Source organism: Promicromonospora sp. NPDC019610 (genome assembly GCF_044389365.1).
Classification (GTDB): Bacteria; Actinomycetota; Actinomycetes; order Actinomycetales; family Cellulomonadaceae; genus Promicromonospora.
Window position 1 is genome coordinate 235,699 of sequence record NZ_JBIRXX010000004.1, and the last position, 24,391, is coordinate 260,089.

18 protein-coding genes are annotated in these 24,391 nt (G+C 73.9%); 11 read left to right on the forward strand and 7 right to left on the reverse strand.

From position 1 onward, the window contains the following. Nucleotides 1-224: 224 nt before the first annotated feature. Together ACH45N_RS25935 and ACH45N_RS25940 are read right to left on the reverse strand one after the other, a co-directional pair. On the reverse strand, nt 225-1,148 hold the full coding sequence (locus ACH45N_RS25935) for an NADP-dependent oxidoreductase (RefSeq protein WP_397398846.1): 924 nt from the start codon (nt 1,146-1,148) through the stop codon (nt 225-227). 335 nt (nt 1,149-1,483) lie between these two features. Further along, nucleotides 1,484-4,015, reverse strand: coding sequence for an ATP-dependent DNA ligase (locus ACH45N_RS25940; RefSeq protein WP_397398847.1), 2,532 nt, complete (start codon nt 4,013-4,015; stop codon nt 1,484-1,486). 147 nt (nt 4,016-4,162) lie between these two features. Here ACH45N_RS25940 and ACH45N_RS25945 point away from each other — a divergent pair, with 147 nt between their 5' ends. Together ACH45N_RS25945 and ACH45N_RS25950 are read left to right on the forward strand one after the other, a co-directional pair. Beyond that, a complete protein-coding gene (locus ACH45N_RS25945; RefSeq protein WP_397398848.1) occupies nt 4,163-4,483 on the forward strand; it encodes a glutaredoxin family protein in 321 nt (106 codons plus the stop codon). 68 nt (nt 4,484-4,551) lie between these two features. Further along, the gene (locus ACH45N_RS25950) at nt 4,552-5,358 is read left to right on the forward strand and encodes a Ku protein (RefSeq protein ID WP_397398849.1); all 807 of its coding nucleotides are present in this window, start codon (nt 4,552-4,554) and stop codon (nt 5,356-5,358) included. Nucleotides 5,359-5,394: 36 nt separating this feature from the next. On the opposite strand, the gene ACH45N_RS25955 is transcribed toward ACH45N_RS25950, so the two are convergent. Further along, on the reverse strand, nt 5,395-6,006 hold the full coding sequence (locus ACH45N_RS25955) for a hypothetical protein (protein WP_397398850.1): 612 nt from the start codon (nt 6,004-6,006) through the stop codon (nt 5,395-5,397). 19 nt (nt 6,007-6,025) lie between these two features. On the opposite strand from ACH45N_RS25955, the gene ACH45N_RS25960 reads away from it, so the two are divergent. The 4 genes from ACH45N_RS25960 (at nt 6,026) to ACH45N_RS25975 (ending at nt 10,470) form a co-directional block, all read left to right on the forward strand. After that, nucleotides 6,026-7,693 carry a metallophosphoesterase gene (locus tag ACH45N_RS25960; RefSeq protein ID WP_397398851.1) on the forward strand — a complete coding sequence of 556 codons (1,668 nt, stop codon included), beginning with the start codon at nt 6,026-6,028 and terminating at the stop codon, nt 7,691-7,693. Between the two features lie 9 nt (nt 7,694-7,702). Continuing rightward, the gene (locus ACH45N_RS25965) at nt 7,703-8,443 is read left to right on the forward strand and encodes a metal-dependent transcriptional regulator (RefSeq protein WP_397398852.1); all 741 of its coding nucleotides are present in this window, start codon (nt 7,703-7,705) and stop codon (nt 8,441-8,443) included. Between the two features lie 79 nt (nt 8,444-8,522). Further along, the gene (locus ACH45N_RS25970; protein ID WP_397398853.1) at nt 8,523-9,752 is read left to right on the forward strand and encodes an MFS transporter; all 1,230 of its coding nucleotides are present in this window, start codon (nt 8,523-8,525) and stop codon (nt 9,750-9,752) included. Nucleotides 9,753-9,798: 46 nt separating this feature from the next. After that, a complete protein-coding gene (locus ACH45N_RS25975; RefSeq protein WP_397398854.1) occupies nt 9,799-10,470 on the forward strand; it encodes a vitamin K epoxide reductase family protein in 672 nt (223 codons plus the stop codon). Between the two features lie 34 nt (nt 10,471-10,504). On the opposite strand, the gene ACH45N_RS25980 is transcribed toward ACH45N_RS25975, so the two are convergent. Beyond that, nucleotides 10,505-11,818, reverse strand: coding sequence for an alkaline phosphatase family protein (locus tag ACH45N_RS25980; protein ID WP_397398855.1), 1,314 nt, complete (start codon nt 11,816-11,818; stop codon nt 10,505-10,507). A gap of 139 nt (nt 11,819-11,957) precedes the next feature. Here ACH45N_RS25980 and leuS point away from each other — a divergent pair, with 139 nt between their 5' ends. Then, nucleotides 11,958-14,921, forward strand: a complete 2,964-nt coding sequence (leuS, locus tag ACH45N_RS25985) for a leucine--tRNA ligase (RefSeq protein WP_397399505.1) — start codon at nt 11,958-11,960, stop codon at nt 14,919-14,921. 137 nt (nt 14,922-15,058) lie between these two features. Here leuS and ACH45N_RS25990 read toward each other — a convergent pair whose 3' ends face one another. Together ACH45N_RS25990 and ACH45N_RS25995 are read right to left on the reverse strand one after the other, a co-directional pair. Beyond that, nucleotides 15,059-15,760, reverse strand: coding sequence for a DUF3800 domain-containing protein (locus tag ACH45N_RS25990; protein WP_397398856.1), 702 nt, complete (start codon nt 15,758-15,760; stop codon nt 15,059-15,061). Between the two features lie 51 nt (nt 15,761-15,811). Further along, nucleotides 15,812-17,620 (reverse strand): helicase HerA-like domain-containing protein, encoded by a 1,809-nt coding sequence (locus tag ACH45N_RS25995; RefSeq protein ID WP_397398857.1) that lies wholly within the window; start codon nt 17,618-17,620, stop codon nt 15,812-15,814. Between the two features lie 94 nt (nt 17,621-17,714). Between ACH45N_RS25995 and ACH45N_RS26000 the strand changes: the two genes are divergently transcribed. Beyond that, entirely contained in the window at nt 17,715-18,596 is an 882-nt protein-coding gene (locus ACH45N_RS26000) for a DegV family protein (protein WP_397398858.1), read from the forward strand. A gap of 68 nt (nt 18,597-18,664) precedes the next feature. Here ACH45N_RS26000 and ACH45N_RS26005 read toward each other — a convergent pair whose 3' ends face one another. Continuing rightward, nucleotides 18,665-19,582 carry an alpha/beta fold hydrolase gene (locus ACH45N_RS26005; protein WP_397398859.1) on the reverse strand — a complete coding sequence of 306 codons (918 nt, stop codon included), beginning with the start codon at nt 19,580-19,582 and terminating at the stop codon, nt 18,665-18,667. Nucleotides 19,583-19,851: 269 nt separating this feature from the next. On the opposite strand from ACH45N_RS26005, the gene ACH45N_RS26010 reads away from it, so the two are divergent. From ACH45N_RS26010 to ACH45N_RS26020, 3 genes are all read left to right on the forward strand, one after another. After that, the gene (locus ACH45N_RS26010) at nt 19,852-20,934 is read left to right on the forward strand and encodes a helix-hairpin-helix domain-containing protein (protein ID WP_397398860.1); all 1,083 of its coding nucleotides are present in this window, start codon (nt 19,852-19,854) and stop codon (nt 20,932-20,934) included. Further along, entirely contained in the window at nt 20,931-23,438 is a 2,508-nt protein-coding gene (locus tag ACH45N_RS26015; RefSeq protein WP_397398861.1) for a ComEC/Rec2 family competence protein, read from the forward strand. Before ACH45N_RS26010 ends, ACH45N_RS26015 begins: the two co-directional genes overlap by 4 nt. 216 nt (nt 23,439-23,654) lie before the next feature. Further along, entirely contained in the window at nt 23,655-24,389 is a 735-nt protein-coding gene (locus ACH45N_RS26020) for a hypothetical protein (RefSeq protein WP_397398862.1), read from the forward strand. Nucleotides 24,390-24,391 lie beyond the last annotated feature (2 nt).

Consider the following 24,391-nt stretch of genomic DNA (forward strand, 5'->3'; position numbering starts at 1 on the left):
CTGACCCCGGCGTTGGCGCTGGACCCGGCGTCAGCCCCCAGCCCCCAGCCCCCAGCCCCCAGCCCCCAGCCCCCAGCCCCCAGCCCGGTGCTAGCCCCAGCGCCGGCGCTGACGCCAGCGCCAGCTCCGGCTCTGAACCCGGCGTCGGCGTCAGCCCCGGCCCCCTGACCCAGCCCCGGGGCCGGCCCGGCGCGGTGCCGCGCGCAGGCCGGCCCGGCCCCGCGTCAGACCCGGACCACGACCTTGCCGCGGGTGTGGCCCGACTCGTTGGCGCGGTGCGCGTCCGCGGCGTCGGCCAGGTCGAAGACCTGCGCGACCTCGACGGTCAGCTTGCCGGCGTCGAAGAGCGCGGTGAGCGCGTCGAGGTCGGCGGTCGACGGCCGCACCCACACGTAGTGCCCGCCGTGCTCGCTGCGGGCGGTGGGGTCGGCGATCGAGGCGATGGTGCCGCCTTCGGCCAGGAGGCTCGTGCTGTCTGCGACCGCCCCGCCGCCCACGAAGTCCAGCACGACGTCGACGCCGTCGGGGGCGAGCGCCCGCACGCGGTCGGCCAGGCCGTCGCCGTAGGTCACGGGCTCGGCGCCCAGGCCGCGCAGGAACTCGTGGTTGCGCTCGCTCGCCGTCCCGATGACGCGGGCGCCCTGGGCTCGGGCGATCTGCACCGCGAACGCGCCGACGCCGCCGGCCGCGGCGTGCACCAGCACGGTCTGCCCGTCCTTGACGCCGGTCCGCTGGATCGACTGGTAGGCGGTGAGGCCCGCGAGCGGGACCGCCGCGGCCTCCTCGAAGCTCAGCGACGCCGGCTTGCGGGCCAGGGTGCGCACGGGCGCGGCGACCAGCTCGGCGAACGTGCCGCCGTGCACGGTGTCCTTGCGCACGTAGCCGTACACCTCGTCGCCCACCTGGTACTCCGGGGTGTCCAGGCCGACCTGCTCGACGACGCCGGCGACGTCCCAGCCCGGGATCGCGGGCAGCTCTGTGTCGATGAGCCCCTGCAGGTACCCCTGGCGGATCTTCCAGTCGACGGGGTTGACCGACGCGGCCCGCACGCGGACGACGACGGTGTCGGGGCCGATGTGCGGGTCGGGCTGCTCGGTGAGCGCCAGGATGTCCGCGCTGCCGAACTGTGCATAGGTGATGGCTCGCATGCAGGCGACAACGGGCCTGGCGGACGCCGCTATTCCGTGCACGCCGTGTGGGCCGTGGCACGCACAGCGTGCGTCACCGAGTAGCCACCGAGTAATAGTGTGCCAAGCGGCCGGGCCTCCCGACCAAAGTGCGCTTCTACCCCGCCATCTGGCCCGGAAACGACCTGGTTCCGGGCCAGATGGCGGGGTAGAAGCGCACTTCCCGGCGCCTCCCCGCACTCGCCCGGTCCGCCGCGCCACCCCCGTCACCCGCGTCACCCGCGCCACCCACGTCACCCGCGCCACCCGCGCCACCCGCGTCACCCGGGTCACCCGCGTCACCCGGGTCACCCGCGTCAAGGTGCACCGGCGGCCTCGACCACCACGTCCGCCGGCGACTTCTCCGGGCGCCAGCCCCGCCACACCGAGTGCCGCATGCGCCGCTCGCCCGAGGCGCCGTCCGGACCCTCGGCCCAGTCCGCGTACGTCACCTCGCCCACCAGGCTGGGCGTGACCCAGCGGGCGTCCGACGCGTCCTCGGCCGGCACCCCGGACACCCCCGGCGTCTTGCGCTCCATGCCCCGCAGCCGCGTGGTGATCTCCCGGCGCTCCCGCTCGGAGAAGCCCGTGCCGACGCGGCCGACGTACCGCAGGACGGCGTCGCCGCCGGTGTCCGGTGTGGCTTCCGGCACCGCCATGAGCAGCGAACCCATGACGGAGGAGTCCGCGCGGCCCGGCCGCCAGCCCACGATCACCACCTCCTGCATGGCCTGGTGCTTGATCTTGAGCCACTCGCGCGAGCGCCGTCCGGCGTAGGTGGAGGTGCGGCGCTTGGCCACCACGCCCTCCAGCCGGAGGGTGCGGGACGTGCGGAGGGCGGCCTCCAGGTCGCCGTCGAACGCGGGCGGGAGGTGGATGGGCGCGCTGGGCGTGACCAGGGACTCCAGGAGCTCGCGTCGCTCGGTGTAGGGGCGGGCGGTGACGTCGTCGCCGTCGGCGACCAGCACGTCGAACAGCATGAGGTCCACCTGGACCTGCGCCCTGGCGCGGGCGACGTCGCGCTCCTTGTGCAGGTTGGCGCGATGCTGGAGGCGGCGGAAGTCGGGGCGGCCGGCGCGGTCGAGGGCGACGATCTCGCCGTCGAGCACGACGGGCAGGCGGGCGGCGTCGACCTGGCCCGCGAGCGCGGCGAGCTCGGGGAACGTGACGGTGAGGTCCTGCCCGGAGCGGCTGACCAGGCGCAGGGTCTCGGGGTCCTGGACGTGCGCGAGGGCGCGGAAGCCGTCCCACTTCATCTCGAAGGCCCAGTCGTCGGGCCGGGTGAGGTCGCCGGGTGCGGCGGCGGTTGCGAGCATGGCCCGACGCCGCCCGCCGGCCTCCGCCTCTCGTTGAGTGCTGGGTTTCTGCGGGCTCGGGGGTGCTGACGGCGACAGATGTCCAGCACTCACCGGGGCGGGGGAGCCGTCCGGCTGGGCCTTGGTCAGGTGGATCAGCCAGTTGTTCTCGGCGTCGCCGTCGCGCCCGCCGGTACGGATCAGGGCGAGCCGCCGGGCCCCCCGTTCCGCGGAGTGCAGCGTGACGATGACCTCGTCGTCGCGCCACTTCTCCAGGTCGTACGTGCCGGAGTCCCAGATCGTGACCTCGCCCGCGCCGTACTCGCCGCCCGGGATGCTGCCCTCGAACGCGCCGTACTCCAGGGGGTGGTCCTCGGTCTGCACGGCGAGGTGGTTCTTGCCGGGGTCGGTGGGTTCGCCGCGGGGCAGGGCCCAGCTCACCAGCACGCCCTCGTGCTCCAGCCGGAAGTCCCAGTGCAGGCGGCGGGCGTGGTGCTCCTGGATCACGAAGGTGGGGTCGGTCTCGACGGTCTCGACCTCCGAGGTGGGCTCGACCTGTGCTCCGGGCCCGAACGGCTCCGGGGTCTTCGCCGGGTCGCGCTTGGCGCGGTAGGTCTCCAGCTTCTGGAAGGTGGCCAGGCGCTCCGGCGTCGGCTCCAGGGCGGCGAGGTGCCCCTCCAGCAGGGGCGCGAGGAGGTCGCCGTCGGCCGCGATGCGCGCGAGCACGTCCTCGGGGGTGAGCTGGGCGAGGTCCGGGTCCTCCAGCTCCGCCCAGGTGCGGGGCGCCGCGACCCAGGGCCGGTCGAGGCCGCGCAGGGAGTACGGCGCGATCGTGGTCTTGTTGCCGTTGTTCTGCGACCAGTCGACCAGCACCTTGCCCGCGCGCAGGGCCTTGCTCATGTCGCTGACCACCAGGTCGGGGTGCTCGGCCTCCAGGTAGCGGGCGAGCTCGTGCGCGACGGCGGACACGGCGTCGGAGTCGAGGCGGGTGTCGGCCGCCTTGCCGAGGGCCGCGTACAGGTGGATGCCCTTGGACCCGGACGTGACGGGGTACGGCTCCAGGTCCATGCCCTGGAGGATCTCGCGGGCCCAGCGCGCGACCTCGGCGCACTCGGCGAGCCCGGCGCCGGGCCCGGGGTCGAGGTCGAGCACGAGCCGGTCGGGGTCGAGGCGGGCGCCCGTGCGGCCGAACTGCCACTGCGGGGTGTGCAGCTCCAGCGTCGCGGTCTGGCCCAGCCAGGTCAGGGTCGCCAGGTCGTTGACCAGCACGTAGTCGTTGGCCGACGTCTTGTGCTGGATCGACCGGCGCTTGACCCAGTCGGGGGTGGAGGCGTCGAGGTTCTTCTGGAAGAACATCTGCCCGCCCGTGCCGTCGGGCCAGCGCTTGCGGGTCGCGGGGCGGTTGGCGGCGTGCGGCAGCAGCACGGGCGCCACCTCCGCCAGGTAGTGCAGCACCTCGCCCTTGGTGGTGCCCGACGTCGGGTAGAGCACCTTGTCGAGGTTGCTCAGGCGCAGGCGGTGGCCGTCCACCGTGACCGTCTGCGTCGTCGCCATCCCACCATCGTGCCGCCGGTTGGCCGCGGCCGCAGGAGTCGCGCGCGGGAGTCGCGTGCGGGAGTCGTTCAGGAGTCGTACGCGGAGTCGGCGAGATCACTCGAACGGTGTAGAGGCCGGGTGAAGAACTCCGCTAGGCTCCCGCGAGTGATTTCTGACATCTCGATCGACGTGTCCCTGGCGCCCCTGCCGGCTGCCGCCGACGCTCCCTCGATCGGCCGGCCCGAGCGGCTCACCGTGTACGGCGCCGAGTGGTGCCGGGACTGCCGGCGCAGCAAGGCGGTGCTCGACGTCCGGCGCGTGGACTACGTCTACGTGGACCTCGCCGCCCACCCCACCCGCGCCGACGAGGCCGAGGCGCTGACCGGCCGCAAGTCCATCCCGGTGCTGGTGTTCCCCGACGGCGAGCACCTGGTGGAGCCCACCAACGCGGAGCTCGCCGCGAAGCTGGACCGCTGCGGCCTCTGACGCCCTCGGGAAACCGCGCCCGGGACTAAACCTGGGCATGTCGTGCGCTTGGGGCGCACCATAGATGGATGAGGGCGATCTGGAAGGGTGCCGTGACCTTCGGTCTCGTCAACGTCCCGGTCAAGCTGTACAGCGCGACCGAGGACCACGACGTGCCGTTGCACCAGGTGCATGACGCCGACGGCGGACGCATCAGGTACAAGCGCGTGTGCGAGATCGACGGCGAGGTGGTGCCGTACGAGCACATCGACCGGGCCTACGACGACGGCGAGCGCACCGTCGTGCTCACCAAGCAGGACCTCGCCGAGCTGCCCGCCGAGCGGGACCGCGAGATCTCGGTGGTCGAGTTCGTGCCCAGCGAGCAGATCGATCCGATCATGTTCGACCGGACCTACTACCTGGAGCCGGACTCCAAGTCCACGAAGGCGTACGTGCTGCTGCGCCGCACGCTGGAGGAGACCGACCGCACGGCGATCGTGAAGTTCGCGCTGCGGCAGCGCACCCGCCTCGCGGCGCTGCGGGTGCGGGACGAGGTCCTGGTGCTGCAGACGCTCCTGTGGGCCGACGAGATCCGCGAGGCCGCGTTCCCGTCCCTCGACGAGCCCGCGAAGGTGAGCGCCAAGGAGCTGACGATGTCGGCCCAGCTCGTCGGCAGCTTCGAGGCGGACTTCACGCCCGAGGACTACGAGGACGACTACCAGGTGCAGCTGCGCAAGCTCGTGGACGCGAAGCTGGAGGCGGGCGAGACCGTCGACACGGCGGCGACGTTCGGCGAGAAGGCCGAGGAGGAGGGCGAGGGCGCCGAGGTCGTGGACCTCATGGAGGCGCTGAAGCGCAGCGTCGCGGACGCCAAGAAGTCCCGCAAGACCGGCTGACCTCCCCGCGTCGAGGTCGGCGCCGCGGGCGGGAGGTCAGCGCGCCGCGAACGGGGCGAGGTGGGTCGTCAGGCCGCGCTCGCCCGCCCGCATCACGTGGGCGTGCGCCCAGGACAGCGGGGCCGGGGCGAGGGTCGCTGCCGCCCGGAACCAGGGCGGCCCCGGGGACACCTGCCACAGGAGCCGGACCTCCGCCGCCGACGGCGTGCCGGCCGGCGTGTCCGCGACGGTCACGTCCGCCTGGCCCTCCAGGTCGCCCGTGACGTCCAGCCGGGCGCGCCCGGCCACGCCGTCGGACGGCGCCGTCGTCTCCCTCAGGTCCAGCCGGAACCGCAGGGCGTACCCGAGCGGGCTGCGCACCCGCAGGTGTGCCCACGTCCCGGGCGCGGCCAGCCCGTCCGGCCCGACGACGCCGTGGGTCGCCCCCGCGGTCAGGCCGGGCCACCAGTCGGGCCAGGTGAACCGCGGGTCGGCGAGCACCGACCAGACCCGTGCGGTGGGGGCGGCCGGACGCCAGACGGACTCGAGGACGAACACGGCCCCCATCGTGCCGCCCGCGGACGGCGCGCCGGCGGACGCCGCGCCGTCGTCCGCCCGGGGCGCCCGCCGCGCCACCGTCCGCCCGGGCGGCGGGTGAGCGCGGCGCACGCATGAAAAGGTAGAGGAGATGAGTCGTCCCAACCCGCCCCGCTGGCTGCGCTGGACCCTTGCCGGAGGGGCAGCCGCCCTGTTCTGCCTGATGTTCGGGATCACGACGGCGAGGGCCGACCTCAGCCTCGGCCCGCACGAGGCGACCTACGCCGTCACCGCGGACGACCAGATCGTCGCCGACCTCGGCCCGCTCGGCACCGTCGTCACCGACTCCCCGCTGCCCCTGACGCTCGGGGTGCGGATCACGGTGCACGAGATCCCCGCCGACCTGTCGGCCGTGGACGCGGCCAGCTTCGACGCGCTCGCGGGTGACCTCGACGGATACCTCCAGTTCTTCGACACCCCCCAGCGGACGGCGCGCACGGTGGCGTGGGCGCTGGTCTGGGACGCGCTGCGCGGCGCGGCGGCCGCCGCGGTGGTGCTGGTGGGTGTCGCGGTCGGCCTGCGGGCTCTGCTCGGCGCCTCCCGACGGCGGGAGCTCGCCCGCACCTTCGCGGCCCGCACCTGGGAGATCACCGCGGCCGGCGTCGTCGTCGTGCTGGTGGCCGCGACCGCCACGGCGAGCGCCGGGCCCGAGGAGCGGGCCGCGCTGCCGGCCTCGCCGGTCTTCGCGGGGACGGCCCTGGAGGGTGCGCGGATCACGGGCCGGCTGGCGGGCGTGATCGACACGTACAGCAGCCAGCTGGTGGAGACGTACCAGGCCAACGAGGTGTTCTACGCGGGTGCCCGGGAGAAGCTGATGGCGGCGTGGGACGCCCGGGTCGCGGAGCAGGAGGCGGCGGAGGGCGAACAGGACGCGACGGTGTCGAGCAGTCCGGGGGCGCCGGACTACGTGACGTTCCTGCTGGTCTCCGACCTGCACTGCAACACGGGGATGACGCCGCTCATCCGTGACCTCGCGGACCGGCTGGCACCCGACGTCATGCTCAACTCCGGGGACACCACGATCAACGGGACGAGCGTGGAGTCGGTGTGCGTGGACTCCTTCGCCTCCGCGGTGCCGGACGGCGTCCCGTTCGTCGTCTCCGACGGCAACCACGACTCGCGCCTGACGACGGCCACCGAGCTGGCGAACCGGCAGGTCGTGCTCGACGGTGAGGTCGTCGAGGTGGAGGGGGTGCGGATCCTGGGGGACCGGGACCCGCTGGAGACGCGGATCGGCGGCGGCACGGTGATCGCGCGCGAGGAGACGCCCGAGGAGGCCGGGGAGCGGCTGCGGGACGTCGCGTGCGAGGCGGCCGGGGAGGCCGGGCTGGGCGGGTTCACGGCGGAGGACCGGGTGGACCTGCTGCTGATCCACCAGCCCGCGGTGGGCGACGCGGCGCTGGAGTCCGGCTGTGTGCCGTTCCAGATCTCGGGGCACATGCACACGCGGATCGGCCCCGACGTGGTGGGTCACGGCGTGCGGTACGTGAACGCGAGCACCGGCGGGGCCACGAAGGGGAACGCCTCGGTGGGGCCGCTGCGGGACACCTCCCAGATGACGGTGCTGCGGTTCGACCCGGAGCGGCGGCAGTTCGTGGACTGGCAGCTCGTCGAGGTGACACCGGAGGGGGAGGCGGCCGTGAGCGAGCGGCGGCCCGTCCCGCAGCCGGCGCCGCTGCCGGACGAGGTGCCCGACGACACACCGGGCGACGTGCCGGATGCCGGCCCGACACCGTCGTCGTCGGCGTCGGGCAACTAGGCTCGGGGCGTGGAGATCACAACCGACCCGGCCGAGCTGACGCCCGTCGCCCAGGACTACCTGAAGGCGGTGTGGTCGGCCCAGGAGTGGTCGGACGAGAAGGTGACCACCAAGCATCTGGCGGACCGGCTGGGTGTGGGCGCGTCCACGGTGTCCGAGACGGTGCGTCGGCTGAGCGGTCAGGGGCTGCTGGAGCACGAGCGGTACGGCGCGATCCGGCTGACGGACGAGGGCCGCAGGCTCGCGCTCATGATGGTGCGCCGCCACCGGCTCCTGGAGACGTTCCTCGTGGAACAGCTCGGGTACGGGTGGGACGAGGTGCACGACGAGGCCGAGGTGCTGGAGCACGCGGTCTCGGACGTCTTCGTGGAGCGGATGGCGGCGCGACTGGGCAACCCGTCGCGCGACCCGCACGGCGACCCGATCCCGTCTGCCGACGGCACGGTGGTGCGGCCCGACGCGGTGCCGTTGTCGTCGATGCACGCGGGCGACGCGGGCACGGTGGTGCGGATCTCGGACGCCGACCCGGAGGCGCTGCGGTACCTCGCGGAGCTGGGCCTGGACCTGGACCTCCGGGTGGAGGTCACCACGCGGCGCGAGTTCGCGGGGACGGTCGCCGTCGCCTGGACGTGCCCGCCCGCTCCCGGGCCCGACGGCGCGGCGGTCGGCGGCGGGGCGGACGACGCCGACGAGCGCGTGGCCGATCTCGGCCTGCTCGCGGCCTCCCGCGTGTGGGTGGCGCAGGAGTAGTCTTCTCCCGTTCCCTCCTTGTTCGTCGCCGGTGTCGCCGACGGTCAGCCGAATCGATACGACACCCCCCGGAGACCCCATGGCGACGAGTGCACCCCAGAACGCCCCGGACCAGGCGCCGCGGCCCGGCTCGATGCGCCGCGCCGCGCCCGCGCTCGTCGCGCTGGCGGTGGGCGGGTTCACGATCGGTACCACCGAGTTCGCCGCGATGGGCCTGCTGCCCGACGTCGGGCTCGACCTCGGTGCCACCGACCCGCAGGTGGGGCACACGATCACCGCGTACGCGCTCGGCGTGGTCGTCGGGGCGCCGCTGCTGACCGTGGCCGCGGCGCGGATGTCGCGCAAACGGCTCCTGCTGGCGCTGATGGGGTTCTACACGGTGGCGAACGTGCTGTCCGCCGCGGCGCCCGACATCGGGTGGCTCGTGGTCGGGCGCTTCTTCGCGGGGCTGCCGCACGGCGCGTTCTTCGGCGTCGGCGCCGCGGTCGGTGCCGCCGTGGCCGGGCCGGCCCAGCGCGGGCGGGCGGTCGCGACGATGATGACCGGCCTGACCATCGCGAACGTCGTCGGCGTGCCGCTGTCCACGTGGGTGGGTCAGGCGTTCGGCTGGCGCGTCTCCTACGTGCTGATCGGCGTGCTGGGCACCGCCACGCTCCTCGGGCTCTGGCGGCTGATCCCCGCCGGCGCGGGCGGCGAGGGCCGCTCGGTGCGCACCGAGCTGGCGACCCTGCGCAACGGGCCGCTGTGGTTCGCGTTCGTGGCCGGCGCGATCGGGTTCGGCGGCATGTTCGCCGTCTACACCTACGTGGCCCCCACCATGACAGGCGTGACGGGCCTGCGCGGCGGCGCCGTGCCGTGGGTGCTCGCCCTGTTCGGCGTCGGCATGACGGTCGGCACCCAGATCGGCGGGCGGCTCGCCGACCGCGGCGTGCTGCGCGCCGTCCTCATCGGCTTCGTGGCCACCGCCGCCTCGCTCGTGCTGTTCGCGCTGACCGGCGCCTCGGTGGTGCCCGCACTCGTCTCGCTGTTCTTGCTGGGCGTCACCTCGCAGGTGCTGGGGCTCGCGTTCCAGACCCGGCTCATGGACCTGGCGCCCGGCGCGCCGTCGCTGGGCGCCGCGCTGTGCCACGCCGGGCTCAACGTGGCCAACGGCGCCGGGGCGTTCCTGGGCGGCGTCGTCATCGACGCGGGCTGGGGCTACCTGGCGCCCGCGTGGGCCGGCGCCGTCGTCACCGTGCTGGGCCTCGGGCTGATCGTGGCGTTCGGGCGGCAGCGAGTGGTGCACCAGCCGACGGAGACCGCACTGTGACCCGGGTCTCAGCAATGTCCCAGACTGCGCCGGTAGCGTAGGGCGGGTGACTGAGACCGGGGCGACCACGACGTCGTCGGACAGCTCGATGGACAGCTCGCCGGACGGCGAGAACGAGGTCGCCACGTACGGACCGAAGCCGCTCGGCGGCCGGGCCGTGGCGCTGCTCCTGGTGGTGCTGGGCGCGGTCGGTTTCGCCGCCTCCTTCGCCCTGGCCTGGGAGAAGTACCTCAAGCTCCTCGACCCGGACCGGACGGCGTCCTGCAGCATCAACCTGTTCGTCGACTGCGGCGCCGCGATGTCGTCGTGGCAGGGCGCGCTGCTCGGCTTCCCCAACCCCTACCTGGGTGTCGCGGCGTTCCCCGTGGTGATCACCACGGGCGTGGTGCTGCTGATCGGCGCCCGCCTGCCCCGCTGGTACTGGATGTCGCTGCTGGTCGGCACCGTGCTCGGCCAGGCGCTCGTGTTCTTCCTGATGTGGACCAGCTTCTACGCGATCGTGGCGCTGTGCCCCTACTGCATGGTCGTGTGGACCATCATGTGGCCGCTCCTCTGGTACCAGCTGGTGCGCGGCGTGCAGTCGGGCGACCTGCCCGTCGGTGCCGGCTTGCGGGACGTGATGGTCGGCAACCGGCACATCATCCTGGTCATCGGCTACGTGGCGGCCGTGGCCTGGCTGATGATCGCGGTGGGCGGGCCCCTGATCGACTCGTTCTGACCGGGTCGCTCTCAGGGGCCCCGCCCCGGACGGCTCAGCGGCGCAGCGCCTCGCGCAGCACACGGCCCTCGCTGCCGGACGGCGGCGTGTAGCCCAGCAGCGCGGAGATCGTCGGGGCCACGTCGACGTGGTGCGGGTCGCGCGGGTGCGCGCCCGGCCGCACGCCGGCACCGGCGAGAACGAGCGGGATCCGCAGCTCGGTGGTCGCGCCGTGGCGGCCGGCCGGGTCGGCGGGCGTGGCTCCGAACGACCAGCCGGGCTCCGGCTCCACGAGCAGGTCGCCGTGGTTCGGGCTCATGCGCAGCCGTCGCTGGTCGGCCTTGTCGAAGACGTTCCGCACCTGCGGCAGCGCCGTCAGCGCCCGCTCCAGGCGGCGGACGGCGGCGCGGTCGCCGGCCCGCTCGCCGACGAGGCGCACGTCGGCGACCCCGCCCACGACGATCACGACGTCGGTGCCGGGCGCCGGGGACTGCCCGCTGGTCAGGACCTGCGGGGTGAAGCCGGCCGCCTCGATCGCGGCGAGCCCCTCGGCGGCGAAGCCCTTGTCGAAGGTGGTCATGCCGTGGTCGCCCGTGATGACGAACGCCGTGCGGTCGCGGACACCTGCCTCCTGCGTGGCGGCGACGATGCGGCCGATCTGCCGGTCGATGTCCTCCAGGGCGCCGGGGATGCGGGGGTCCGCGTCGCCGCCGTCGTGCCCGATCGCGTCGAGGGTGTCGCAGTAGACCGTGATCAGGTCGGGGACGCCGTTGGTCGTGACAAGCTGGCCGTTCGAGCTGACGGGCTCGCCGCGCAGCACGGAGACGACGTCGTCGGTGCGGCGCGCGCAGTCGCCGCCGGGCTGCGTGTACAGGGCGTCGGGGTCGCCGAAGGTGACGCCGTGGTTCTGCAGGATGAACCACTGCGCCGAGAAGACGGTGCCGCCCTGCTCCCGGACCGACTCCGCGACGGTCGGCACGGCGAGGTCGCGCTGCTGGCCCCGCGCGGTGTTGCTCGCGGCGTCGAACCAGTAGGCGGTGTTGCGGTGGGTCGCGGGCCAGGCGCCCGTGGCGACCGAGGACCACGACGGGTTGGTGATCGAGGTCATCACGCCGGTCGAGGTGGTGACGCTGCCCGCGCGCAGGAGGGCGCGCAGGTTCGGCATCTCGACGGTGCCAGGGGAGCCGGCGCCGTCGCGCACCAGGTCGAGGTAGTCGACGTCGAACCCGTCCAGCGCGAGGAAGATCACGTGGTCGGCGCGGGCGGCGGGGCCGCCCCGGGCGTCGTCGTCGGGCAGCGGCGCGGCGACGGCGGTCGACGCCGTCCACACGGTCGCGGCGGCGATGCTGGTGGCGAGGATCTTTCGCAACGAGGGCATCATGCGGGCAATTCGAGCACCCGGGGGGCGAACTTCGGGGGAGGTGGGGGCGAATGTCGGGTGAACCCTGGAGGCTGTGGACGAGCGAGGGCCGCGCACCCGCGCGGTCGGTAGACTCGGGCGGGTGACCATGCCCGACGCACCCGAGCGCACCACGTCTCCCGACGAGCCCCGTTTCCGCTACACCCCGACCCTCGCGCAGCAGATCGAGCTGCGCTGGCAGGACATCTGGGAGGAGCGCGGCACGTTCCACGCGGCGAACCCGCAGGGGCGACTTGCGGGGCCGGGCGGGAGCCCGGCGGCGGGCGACCCGTACTTCATCATGGACATGTTCCCGTACCCCTCCGGTGCGGGTCTGCACGTGGGCCACCCGCTGGGCTACATCGCCACGGACGTGACCGGGCGCTTCCGCCGCATGCGCGGCGACAACGTGCTGCACGCGCTGGGCTACGACGCCTTCGGCCTGCCCGCCGAGCAGTACGCCGTCCAGACGGGCCAGCACCCGCGCACCACCACCGAGGCCAACATCGGCAACATGCGCCGGCAGCTGCGCCGCCTCGGCCTGGGCCACGACTCGCGGCGCACGTTCGCGACCATCGACCCCGAGTACGTCCGCTGGACGCAGTGGATCTTCCTGCAGATCTTCGAGTCCTGGTACGACGCCGACGCCGAGCGTCCCGGCCCCGTCACCGGCTCCGGCAAGGGCAAGGGCAAGGGCCGCGCGCGCCCCATCGCCGAGCTGCGCGCCGAGCTGGCCGCGGGCACGCGCCCCGTCCCCGGGCACGACGGCGACAACGCCGGCGGCGCCGTCTGGTCCGCGCTGAGCGAGCTCGAGCAGCGGGACGTCATCGACGCCCAGCGGCTCGCCTACATCGACTCCTCGCCGGTCAACTGGTGCCCGGGCCTGGGCACCGTGCTCGCGAACGAGGAGGTCACGGCCGACGGCCGGTCCGAGCGCGGCAACTTCCCCGTCTTCCAGCGCAACCTGCGCCAGTGGAAGATGCGCATCACCGCCTACGCCGACCGCCTCACGGACGACCTGGAGCTCATCGACTGGCCCGAGAAGGTCAAGTCGATGCAGCGCAACTGGATCGGCCGCTCCACGGGCGCCAACGTGCGGTTCGACGTCGTCGGCACCGCCGAGGGCGACCCGGCCGGCGCGGCGGGCTCGCTGGAGGTCTTCACCACCCGCCCCGACACGCTGTTCGGCGCCACGTTCATGGTGGTCGCGCCGGAGCACCCGCTGCTCGACGAGGTCCCCGCGGCCTGGCCCGACGGCACACGCTCCGCCTGGACCGGCGGGTACGACACCCCGGTCGAGGCCGTCGCCGCCTACCGGCGCGAGGCGTCCGCGAAGACCGCCGTCGAGCGGCAGGCGGACGCCGGCAAGAAGACCGGCGTGTTCACCGGACACCTGGCCGTCAACCCGGTCAGCGGCCTCCAGGTCCCGGTCTTCACCGCGGACTACGTGCTCATGGGCTACGGCACCGGCGCCATCATGGCCGTGCCCGGCGGCGACGAGCGCGACTTCGCGTTCGCCGAGGCCTACGACCTGCCGGTGATCTACACGGTCGAGCCGGCCGGCGGCCTGCCGGAGGGCCACACCGGCGCGTACGCGGGCGACGGCGTCGCCGTGCGGTCCGCCAACGACGAGATCTCGCTGGACGGCCTGGGCGTGGTCGAGGCCAAGGCCAAGATCATCGCCTGGCTGGAGAGCAAGGGCATCGGCGAGGGCACCACGACCTACCGCCTCAACGACTGGCTGTTCAGCCGCCAGCGCTACTGGGGCGAGCCGTTCCCCGTGGTGTGGGACGAGGACGACCGCCCGGTCGCGATCCCCGACGCGATGCTGCCGGTGGACCTGCCGGACGTGCCCGACTACGCGCCGCGCACCTTCGACCCGGAGGACGCGAACTCCGAGCCCGAGGCGCCGCTGGGCCGCAACGACGACTGGGTGCACGTCACTCTCGACCTGGGTGACGGGCCCAAGAAGTACCGCCGCGACACCAACACCATGCCCAACTGGGCCGGGTCGTGCTGGTACTACCTGCGCTACCTCGACCCCGCGGAGACCTCGGCGGCGGCGCTGCCCGAGCTCGAGAAGTACTGGCTGGGGCCGCAGCACAACCCGACGTCCGGCCCGGCCGGCGGCGTCGACCTCTACGTGGGCGGCGTGGAGCACGCCGTGCTGCACCTGCTGTACGCGCGGTTCTGGCACAAGGTCCTCTTCGACCTGGGCCACGTCACGGGCGTCGAGCCGTTCGGCAAGCTCTTCAACCAGGGCTACATCCAGGCGTACGCCTACACCGACTCGCGCGGCCAGTACGTGCCCGCCGAGGAGGTCGAGGGCGACGAGCAGACCGGGTTCACCTGGCAGGGCCAGCCCGTCAACCGTGAGTACGGGAAGATGGGCAAGTCGCTCAAGAACGTCGTGACGCCCGACGAGATGTACGAGCAGTACGGCGCCGACACGTTCCGCGTCTACGAGATGTCGATGGGTCCGCTGGACCTGTCGCGCCCGTGGGAGACCCGCGCCGTCGTCGGGTCGCAGCGGTTCCTGCAGCGGCTGTGGCGCAACGTCGTCTCCGAGGAGACGGGCGAGCTCACCGTCACCGACGAGGAGCCCGACACCGCGACCCTGCGCGCCGTGCACCGCACTATCGCCGACGTCCGCGTCGAGATGGAGAACATGCGGCCCAACACCGCGATCGCCAAGCTCATCACGCTGAACAACCACCTCACGGGGCTGTCGGGCGTGCCGCGCTCGGCCGTGGAGCCGCTGATCCTCATGACGGCACCCATCGCGCCGCACATCGCGGAGGAGCTGTGGTCGCGGCTCGGGCACGAGGAGTCGCTGGCGCACGCGCCCTTCCCGGCGGCCGACCCGGCCTACCTGGTCCAGGACACCGTGACCTGCGTGGTCCAGGTGCAGGGCAAGGTGCGGGCCAAGTTCGAGGTGGCCCCGGACATCTCCGCGGAGGACCTGGAGGCGACGGCGCTGGCCGAGCCGAACGTGGTCAAGTTCCTGGACGGCCGCGGGGTGCGCAAGGTGATCGTCCGGGCCCCGAAGCTGGTCAACATCGTCCCGGCCTGACCCGCCAGGCGTCATCAGCGCCGGGCAGGTCCCTTGTGGACCATGCCCGGCGCTAGGCCTATAGTGAAAGGGCGCAAGAGGGAGAGATCCTGAGCGCCCTGCCTTCAGCCCCCGCACAGCCGGGGGCTGTCGTGCGTCTAGGGCTCCCAGAGCCGGTCGTGGACTGGGACGCCCTCCAGCACAGACCACAGGTTCCTGTTGGCCGCGGCTGCGCGCTCGTCGCGGTCCACGCCGTCCGCAAGCCGCTGATACAGGAAGGCAACGAGGTCCGCTGCCTGGACAAGGCGGCTACCGGCCGACGAAACGAAGTAGACCGTGTCCGCGATGCGCTGGGGCTTGCCCCGATACCCCCAGATACGTTCACGGCGCGCTCTGCGCAGAGCGGCTTGAGCGCTCCTTGCCGTCCGGTGCTCGTCAGCGATCACCACCAGGTCCTCGCCGTGCCGGTTGGCGTAGCGGTTCAGCTTCTCGAGCAGGTGGAGGAGCACCGTGATGTGCTCGTCGTGCTGTTCGGCGTAGCGATCACGGAATCCCTGCCGGTCCAGTCCTTCGATCCAGATGCCCTCCGCGTGTGCTGCCGTCACGTCGAGGGCTTGCCGATAGATCGAGATGCGGGCTCGCACGACCGGCTTCAGGGGAGCCCACTCCTGCGTCGCACCGAACAGGTCGTGGCCGTGCAGCTCGGTGTCCGCATCGATCCCACCGAACGCTTCGGCTGCTCGGGCGACTACCGCGTCGAGCTGTTCCGCGAACACACGCACGTCGGGAGCGCGCACGACAAGGCCCACCGTCCGGTAACACCGCGAGTTCGAGGTCTCATCTATGTAAGCGAAGAGCACGCCCGAGTCTCACACGCTCCAGGGAGGCCCGCTCGTCGGGCCGGCCGGCCCTCAGCGCTTGCGGGTGCCGAAGAGCGAGCGGGTCAGCTCGCGGACCAGGACCGTGCCCGCCGTCTTGGCCAGCGACGTGACCACCCGGTTGCGGTCGCGGGCGGCCTGCTCCTTGTGGCGGGCCTCCGCCTTCTCGCGCGTCGCCGCCTCCTTCTCGAGCCGGGCGCGCTCCTTGGCCAGCTCCCGCTCGTCCGCGGCCGCGGTGGCCGAGCCCTCGGCGGCCGCGCGGCCGGCGGCCTGCTCCTGCGCCTTCGCCTGCAGCAGCTCGAACGCGGACTCCGCGTCGACCGGGGTGCCGTACCGCGCCTGGCCGGGGGAGGCCGCGACGACCTGGTCGATCACGGCGTCGCCGGCCGGCTCCATCGAGGCCTGCGGCGCCCGCACCCGGGTCCACGCGACGGGGGAGGGCGCGCCCTTCTCGGTCAGCACGGTGACCACCGCCTCACCCGTGCCGAGCGACTGCAGCAGCCGCTCCAGGTCGTACGGCGACTTCGGGAAGGTGCGGGCCGCGGCCCGCAGCGCCGTGGCGTCGTCGGGCGTGAAGGCGCGCAGCGCGTGCTGCACCCGGTTGCCGAGCTGGGCCAGGACGTCGGACGGCACGTCCTTGGGCGACTGCGTCACGAAGAAGACGCCGACCCCCTTGGACCGGATCAGCCGCACCGTCTGGACCACCTGCTGCAGGAAGTCCTTGGATGCGTCCGCGAACAGCAGGTGCGCCTCGTCGAAGAAGAACACGAGCTTCGGCTTCTCGGCGTCACCCACCTCGGGCAGGTCCTGGAAGAGGTCCGCGAGCAGCCACATGAGGAACGTCGAGAAGAGCTGCGGCCGGTCCTGCACCGCGGGCAGCTCCAGCACGCTGAGCACGCCCAGGTCGCCCCTGGTCGCGATCAGGTCCGACGTCGCGAACGCGGGCTCGCCGAAGAACACGTCGGCGCCCTGCCCCTCCAGCCCCACGATCTCGCGCAGGATGACGCCGGCCGTAGCCGCCGAGACGCCCCCGATGCCCTTGAGCTCCCCCTTGCCCTCGTCCGAGGTCAGGTAGGCGATCACCGACTGCAGGTCCTTGAGGTCCAGCAGCGCCAGGCCCTTCGTGTCGGCCCAGTGGAAGATCAGCGTGAGGCTCGACTCCTGGGTCTCGTTGAGGCCCAGCACCTTGGACATCAGCAGCGGCCCGAAGTCGGTGACCGTCGTGCGGATCGGTACGCCCTTGCCGATCCCGCCGAGCGAGTAGAACTCGACCGGGTACTGCGTCGGCCGCCAGTCCTGCCCGATGCTGGCCGCGCGCTCCGCGACCTTCGGGTTGTCCGGACCGGGCAGCGCGAGACCGGACAGATCGCCCTTGACGTCCGCCAGGAAGACCGGCACCCCGGCCAGTGACAGCCCCTCGGCCATGCCCTGGAGCGTCTTGGTCTTGCCGGTTCCCGTGGCGCCCGCCACCAGGCCGTGCCGGTTCAGCATCGAGAGCGCGAAACCGACCTGGACCCGCGGGTTCGGCGTGGCCTCACCGCCGGGCTCGCCCTCGAGGAGGGCGCCCAGCGGCAGCGTGGCCTCGGCCGCGTAGCCCGCGGCGACCTCGGCCGCGTAGCCGTCGGGCGCGCCGGCGGGAGCGTCGGGCACCTCGGACGACGCCGGCGCCGCCTCCTCCGGCTCGCCCGTCTCGGGCTCGCGCGTCTCCTGCCCGCTCGTCTCCGGCCCGCCCGTCTCGGGGGCCGCTGGCGCTGCAGCCCGTTCCGCCTCCTCGAGGGCCTTCTGGGCCGCGGCGGCGGCCTCGCGCAGAGCGGCGAGATCTGGCGTCGATGCATCGGGCATGTCTCGGATGCTAAGTCGGCCCCTGGTGCCGCGCGCGGGGAGGGTCCCGGGCGTTTCGCCGTCGGGTTCCCCGCACGGATAGAGTGTCGCGGTCATGCGCAACCGTCGTCGTCCTTCCCGCCCGGCACCCCAGGAGGTGCGGGTCGTCACCGACTCGACCGCCTGCCTCCCCGCCGGTTCGACGGGCGGCCCGGTCGTGGTGCCGCTGCGCGTCCTGGTGGGCGACGAGGCCTATGCCGAGGGCGAGGACATCACGCCCGACCGGCTCGCCGAGCTCGTCTCCGAGGGCGAGCAGGTGACCACGTCGCAGCCGTCCCCCGAGGCGTTCGCCGCGGTCTACCGCAGCCTCGGTGAGCAGGGCGTCCGGTCGGTCGTCTCGGTGCACCTGTCGGGCGCGCTGTCGGGCACCGTCGGTTCGGCAGGCACCGCGGCGGCGCGGTCGCCCCTGCAGGTACGCGCGGTGGACTCGCGGACGGCGGCCGCGGGCCTCGGCTTCGCGGCCCGCGCCGCCGCCGAGTGCGCCGCCGCCGGGGCCGACGCCACCCATGTCGCCGCGCGGGCCATGGAGGTCGCCGCGACGGCCCACGCCGTGTTCGTGGTCGACACGCTGGAGCACCTGCGGCGCGGCGGACGCCTGTCGGGCCCGGCGGCCGCCCTCGGCACGGTCCTGGGCGTCAAGCCGATCCTGCGGCTGTCCGACGGCGCCATCGAGCTGGCCCAGCGGGTGCGCACCCGCGCGGCCGGCGCCGAACGGCTGCTGGAGCAGGCTGCCGGGTACGTCGCCGAGGCGACGCGGCCCGTGGTCGCCGTCCACCACTTCGGCGCGCACGACCGGGCGCTCGCCCTCGCCGGCCGCCTCCACACGCGCACGCGGGCGGACGTCGAGGTCACGCCGCTGAGCGCCGTCCTCGGGGTGCACGTGGGCCCCGGCACGCTCGCCGTCGTCGTCGCGGACCTGGGCGACCACGCGCACTGACGCGCGCCGCTCGGGCTGGGAGCGGGTGATCGGCAGTACGTCAGGTGATCGGCAGCTCGAACTGCCGATCACCTGACGTACTGCCGATCACGATGCCGCTGGTCGGCTCGGCCCGCTAAGCGGGCGAGGACCTCGCGAAGTCTCGCCGCGAACTCCACCGGCTTGTCGGCCGGCTGGCCGTACTCCCCGCCGCCGAACCCGCCGTGCCCGCCGGGGAAGACGAGCGGCTCGGCGCTGAGCCGCGCTGCCGCCGCACGTGCGGCTCGCCCGGTGATCTCCTCGCCCGTGTCCTCGCCGACGGCGACCAGGACCTCGGGCGCACCGGCCTTGAGGACGTCCCAGGCGGGCTCGTACCGGGGCAGCGTCAGCATGTTCACGCCCAGCATCAGGTCGTTGCGGGTGCCGTCGTCCTCGGTGGGCATGCCGAACATCGCCGGGTCGGGGTCGGCCTGCGCCGTGTAGTCCGCGGGGATCTCGCCCGTGGCCATGACCAGCGCGATGAACTTGGCCATCCCCGCGCCGAAGCCCTTCGCCTGGTAGGTGTCGTGGACGTCCGTCATGGCCGCGACCACGGCGTCGCGGTCCGGGAGCACGCCGGGCAGCGGAGGCTCGTGCGCGATGACGGTCCGCAGGTCCTCCGGGTGGGTCGCGGCGAGGTCGAGCGCGACGACGGCGCCACCGCTGGAGGCGAAGAGGTCCACCGGGCCGCCGCCCACGGCCTCGATGATCCGGTGCACGTCGTCGGCATGGTCCTCGATCACGGGCAGGTCGTCGCCCGTGCGGGTGCTGCGCTCCACACCGCGCGGGTCGTAGGTCACCAGGGTCCGGTCGGTGAAGTGACCCGCCAGGGTGGTGAAACCCTCCGCGCCCATGGGCAGGCCGATGAGCACCAGCGGCGGCTCGTCGGTCGGGGTCTGCGCCGCCCGCACGTCATAGGTCAGGACGGCGCCCGGCACGTCCAGGGTGTGGGTCTTCTTGTCGGTCATGGTGCTCGCTCCTGGTCTGTTCCGCGTCTGTTGCGTGGCCCGGGTCTGCGGGTTCCGCCCGGGTTGGCATGCGGTCGTCAGGTCCGACGACGGCGCCGGGTCGAACTCATCGGTGCGCCTGCACGGAACTCGTCGGCTGGGCAGGCGGACCCTCGGGACGGCGTCGTGCGGGGACGAGCCCGACCACAGGGAGCACTTTTCGGCGTCTGTGCACAGGCGGCGCTCGGAGCCCGTCCGAGGGGTGCGCAGCGCGCCTAGCGTCCTGGGACATGCAGCCAGAGACCGCGCAGCAGCGCCGCCCAGACCCCTGGCCGTTCGGCCCGGTGCGCGGGTCCGACGGTCCCGGACCCCTGCCCGCCGAGTCGGCCGTCGAGCTGCCCGGCCCGTCGCCCGCGCCGTTCCCGGACGACCCGTGGGCCGTGTCCTCCGGCCCGGCGGCGGGCGCGGACGGCGCCCCCACCGAGACCGACGACCTGGTGGCCCGGCTACGTTCTCGGCGGTCCACGTCGGGCGTGGCCGCCGCCTATGCGGCGGCGCACGGACATCCCGCCGACCCGCGGGCCGAGCAGGGCGCCCGCCGGTGGGCCCTGACCGGCACGACCGCGGTGGTGGCGGTCGTGACCGTGCTGCTGCTCGGGCTGGGCGTGGCGGCGCTCTCGCTGAGGGGCGGCGACGTCGAGGCCCTGGCACCGGTCGGTGCCGGCGAGGGTGCGGACGGCGGGTCGGCGAGCGCCGGGGCGGGCGGGAACGAGGTCGTGAGCGGGACCGATCCGTCGTCTCCGTCGTCGGGATCGGGCGGCTCGGGCGCGTTCGGTGAGCCGGATGGCTCCGGCGCCGCGGGCGGTCTTCCGGGTGAGGCGGGCGGCGAGCTGCTGGTGCACGTGGTCGGCGAGGTGGCCCGGCCGGGCCTGGTCACCCTGCCCGACGGCGCCCGTGTGGCCGACGCCGTCGAGGCCGCCGGCGGTGTGACCCGCAAGGCCGACCTGACGGCCGTGAACCTCGCCCGCACAGTTGTCGACGGTGAGCAGCTGTACGTGCCGAAGCCGGGGGAGCCGGTGCCGGGAGCGGCCGCGCCGGGCGCCGGCGGGGCGCCGGCCGCGGGCGGTGGTGGTGCTGGGGGTGGTGGTGCTGGGGGTGGTGCGGGTGGCACAGCGGGTGCCGTCGACATCAACACGGCGGACGCCGCCGGGCTGGAGGCGCTCCCCGGTGTGGGACCGTCGATCGCGCAGGCGATCGTCGAGTGGCGCGAGACGAACGGCGCGTTCGCGAGCGTGGACGAGCTCGACGATGTGCCGGGCATCGGTCCGGCCACCCTCGACGAGCTCCGCGACAGCGCGCGGGTGGGGCCATGACCGACCTGCGGATGGTGCCCGCGGCCCTGGCGGTCTGGGCCGCAGCCTGGGTGCTGACCGGCGCCGGGGAGCGGTGGAGCGGCCTCGTGTCGGGACTGGTCGGGGCTGTGCTCCTTGCGGCCTGCCTCCGGATCGCGTTCGTGCGCGGCCAGGGTCGTGGCGGGCCCCAGGCCTCACGTGCCCGACGTGCGGTGACGGTCCGGCGTGCGATGACAGCTCGGCGTGCGGCGACTGCCCTGCCTGCGGCCACGACCAACCGGCCCCCGGCTGCGACCGTCCTCGTCGCGCACGCCGCTCTCGCGGCGGCCTGCGTCCTCGCGGTCACGGCCTCCGCCCACGTCCAGCTCGCGGGCCGCGCGCCGCTCGCCGGACTGGCCGAGCAGCGTGTGACGGCGACCCTTGTCGGCGTCGTGGTCTCCCAGCCCGAGCCGTTCGCCTTCGCCCCGGGCGCCGGGCAGCACCGCTGGGTGCTCGCCGCCCGCGCGATGGACGCCCGTGGAGTCGGGTCGGCGGCGCGGGCGCACGTCCAGGTGCTGTCCGCCGTCGTGCCCCGGTACGGGGCGACCGTGACCGTCTCGGGCGGGCTGCGTCCCGCCGACCCCGGCGCGGCCGAGACCGCCCGTCTGAACGCCGAGAGCACCGCCGAGATCCGTGCCCCGCCGTCCGCCCTTCGCGTGCTCGACACCCACCGCGCGGCGCTCCTCGACGTGACCGACCCGCTGTCCCCGCAGGCCCGCGGGCTGGTGCCCGGCGCCGCGATCGGCGACACGACGCGGCTCCCGGACGACCTGTCCGAGGAGATGCGCATTACCGGCTTGTCTCACATCACCGCCGTCTCCGGAGGTCATTTCGCCGTCGTCGTGACCGTCCTGACCCTCCTGTGCTCCGTGGCCCGCCTGCCGAGGCCGGTCAGGGTGCTCGTCATCGCGCTCGCGTCCCTCGCCTTCGTGCTGCTCGTCCGGCCCGAACCGGCCGTGCTGCGGGCAGCGGTCATGGCGGCGTTCGCCCTGACCGGGGTGGCGCTCGGTCGACCCTCTCAGGCTGTCCCGGCGCTCGCGGCGTCGGTGGTCGGGCTGCTCGTGGTCGACCCGTGGCTGGCCCGGTCCTTCGGGTTCGCACTGTCGGCCGCGGCGACGGCGGGGCTGGTGCTGCTCGCCGCGCCGCTGGCCGCGCGACTGGCGCCCTGGACGGGGGAGGCGCTGGCGTTCGGTCTGGCCGTGCCGCTGGCAGCGCAGGCAGCGTGCGGTCCGGTGCTGGTACTGCTCGACCCGTCGGTGTCCACGGTCTCGGTGCTCGCGAACCTGTTGGCGGGTCCGGCGCTGGTCCCGGCCACCGTGCTCGGCCTGGTCGCCACCGTGCTCGCGCCCTGGCTCCCGGCCGTCGCCGGGCTCGTGGCCTGGGCGGCGAGCGGTGCCACCTGGTGGATCGCCGCGGTCGCGCACCGGTGTGCCGCACTTCCCGGTGCAACCGTCCCATGGCTGGGCGGCCCGGTCGGTGCGCTTCTGCTTGCCGTGCTCACCGGACTGGTGCTGTGGGCCGTGCTGCGGCGTGAGCCGCTCCGCGGCTGGCCCGAGTCGTGGCGCGCGACGGCCCGTTCCGGCCTGCGCCAGGTCGTGCGGGAGGTACTGCGGGACGCCCCGCCCGAGGTCCGGACGCTCCGGCGTCCGCTCTCGCGGGCGCGGTTCCTCGTGCTCCTCGCGGCGGCCTCGGCGGCGGCGCTGGTCGTGGCCGTCGCCGTACCCCGGCTCGCGGCCCGCTCGGGGCTCCCGCAGGACTGGCAGGTGGCGGCCTGCGACGTCGGGCAGGGGGATGCGCTCGCGCTGCGCACCGGTCCGGTGTCGGCCGTGGTCGTGGACGTCGGACCGGACGGGCCGGCCGCCGACCGCTGCCTCGACGAGCTCGGGATCGAGCGGGTGGACCTGCTCGTGCTGAGCCACTTCCACGCCGACCACGTGGGCGGGCTCCGTCCCGTGCTCGCCGGGCGCGAGGTGGTCGCGGCGCTCGTATCCCCGGTACCGGAGCCGACGGCGAACGCCGCGGCGACGGAGGCCGTGCTGGCCGCCGCGGGCGTACCGGTCCGGGTCGCGGAGACCGGCGACAGGGGAGTCCTGGGGAGCCTTGCCTGGCGGGTGCTCCAGGCGGGCGCGGGTTCGGGTGCCAACGACTCGAGCATCGTGCTGGCCGCCCGCGTCGCCGGACTGGACGTGCTGCTGCTGGGCGACCTGGAGGACGCCGGGCAGGAGGCACTGGTCCCGCTGACGGGCCGATTCGACGTCGTCAAGGTCGCGCACCACGGGTCGGCGGTGCAGTCCCGCGCACTCGCGGAACGGGTGCGTCCGGCGGTCGCCCTCGTCTCGTCCGGCAGGGACAACGAGTACGGGCACCCGACCGACGAGGCGCTCGACCTGTACGCCGGTGTCGGTGCGGCGGTGGTGCGCACCGACGAGTGCGGCACCGTCGCATTGGTCGTGCGCGGAGAGGAGGTGTCACTGGCCGGCTGCTGAGCGGCCGGCGACCGACGGGCGCCCGGTCCCGCCGCAGGCCACACGGGCACTGGTACACGATGGCGCGACACTTCGCGAAACGTTGCGGATCCTGACCACGGCCCTAACGTGGGGGGAGGACGGGTGAAGTTCCGTCAGCACGTACCAGGGGGCAACGTGGTCATATCAACCCTGACCGGTCGGCGACAGCGCCGGATCATCGCGGTCACAGCGGCAGTGGCTCTGCTCGTTCCGGCGGCTGCGTTCAGCGCCGCGGGCAGGGACCAGGCGAGCGCGCAGCTCCAGCTCCGGGAGGAGCTGCTGGACCAGTCGGTCGTCACCGACGTCTCCGAGACCGACCAGGTCGTCCGGGTCGACACCACACGCGACCCGGAGGCCGCGGGGGAGTGGCTGGACGAGTCGGCCGAGGTGCTGGACGGCTGGACCGTCGTCGTGGGCGGGGCGGAGCCGCGGTCCGGCGAGGAGCGTGCGGCGCTGGACGAGCAGCAGTCGGCGGGCGACACGCCGCCCGACGCCTCGTGCCCGGAGGTGCCGGAGGGTCCCCGGTCCGAGGACGGTTCGACGACGCCGGTCCTGGGCTGCGGCACCGGCAAGGACGTCCAGCTCACCGCGGGGGCGGCGCGCGCGACGCAGGGCGGTCCGTCCCGCACGCTGGGGACCGCCGTCGACGATGTGCTGGCGTCCTACCTGCCGGGCGCGGACCTGCCGGCGACGAAGGCGCGGCTCAGCAAGGGCCACGCCACGGTCGACGTCGGCGCCGGGTTCGAGCAGGCGCTGTCGGACGCCGGGGTCTACCCGGGCGACGTCTGGCAGGCGCTCCTGTTCACGGCGTACAGCAACGGGGCGGTCGACTCCGTGAAGTTCACGCTCGACGGGGACTGTCTCGCCTTCGCGTACGCGACGGGCGGCGACATGTGCGCGTCGACCGACCTGCCGATCGATCTCGGCTGAGG

Bases quoted from the DNA above. Each gene is read 5' to 3' on its own strand.
- ACH45N_RS25935 (WP_397398846.1), bottom strand. From the start codon at position 1,148: ATGCGAGCCATCACCTATGCACAGTTCGGCAGCGCGGACATCCTGGCG.
- ACH45N_RS25940 (WP_397398847.1), bottom strand. From the start codon at position 4,015: ATGGCGACGACGCAGACGGTCACGGTGGACGGCCACCGCCTGCGCCTG.
- ACH45N_RS25950 (WP_397398849.1), top strand. From the start codon at position 4,552: ATGAGGGCGATCTGGAAGGGTGCCGTGACCTTCGGTCTCGTCAACGTC.
- ACH45N_RS25960 (WP_397398851.1), top strand. From the start codon at position 6,026: ATGAGTCGTCCCAACCCGCCCCGCTGGCTGCGCTGGACCCTTGCCGGA.
- ACH45N_RS25970 (WP_397398853.1), top strand. From the start codon at position 8,523: ATGGCGACGAGTGCACCCCAGAACGCCCCGGACCAGGCGCCGCGGCCC.
- leuS (WP_397399505.1), top strand. From the start codon at position 11,958: ATGCCCGACGCACCCGAGCGCACCACGTCTCCCGACGAGCCCCGTTTC.
- ACH45N_RS25995 (WP_397398857.1), bottom strand. From the start codon at position 17,620: ATGCCCGATGCATCGACGCCAGATCTCGCCGCTCTGCGCGAGGCCGCC.
- ACH45N_RS26000 (WP_397398858.1), top strand. From the start codon at position 17,715: ATGCGCAACCGTCGTCGTCCTTCCCGCCCGGCACCCCAGGAGGTGCGG.
- ACH45N_RS26005 (WP_397398859.1), bottom strand. From the start codon at position 19,582: ATGACCGACAAGAAGACCCACACCCTGGACGTGCCGGGCGCCGTCCTG.
- ACH45N_RS26010 (WP_397398860.1), top strand. From the start codon at position 19,852: ATGCAGCCAGAGACCGCGCAGCAGCGCCGCCCAGACCCCTGGCCGTTC.
- ACH45N_RS26015 (WP_397398861.1), top strand. From the start codon at position 20,931: ATGACCGACCTGCGGATGGTGCCCGCGGCCCTGGCGGTCTGGGCCGCA.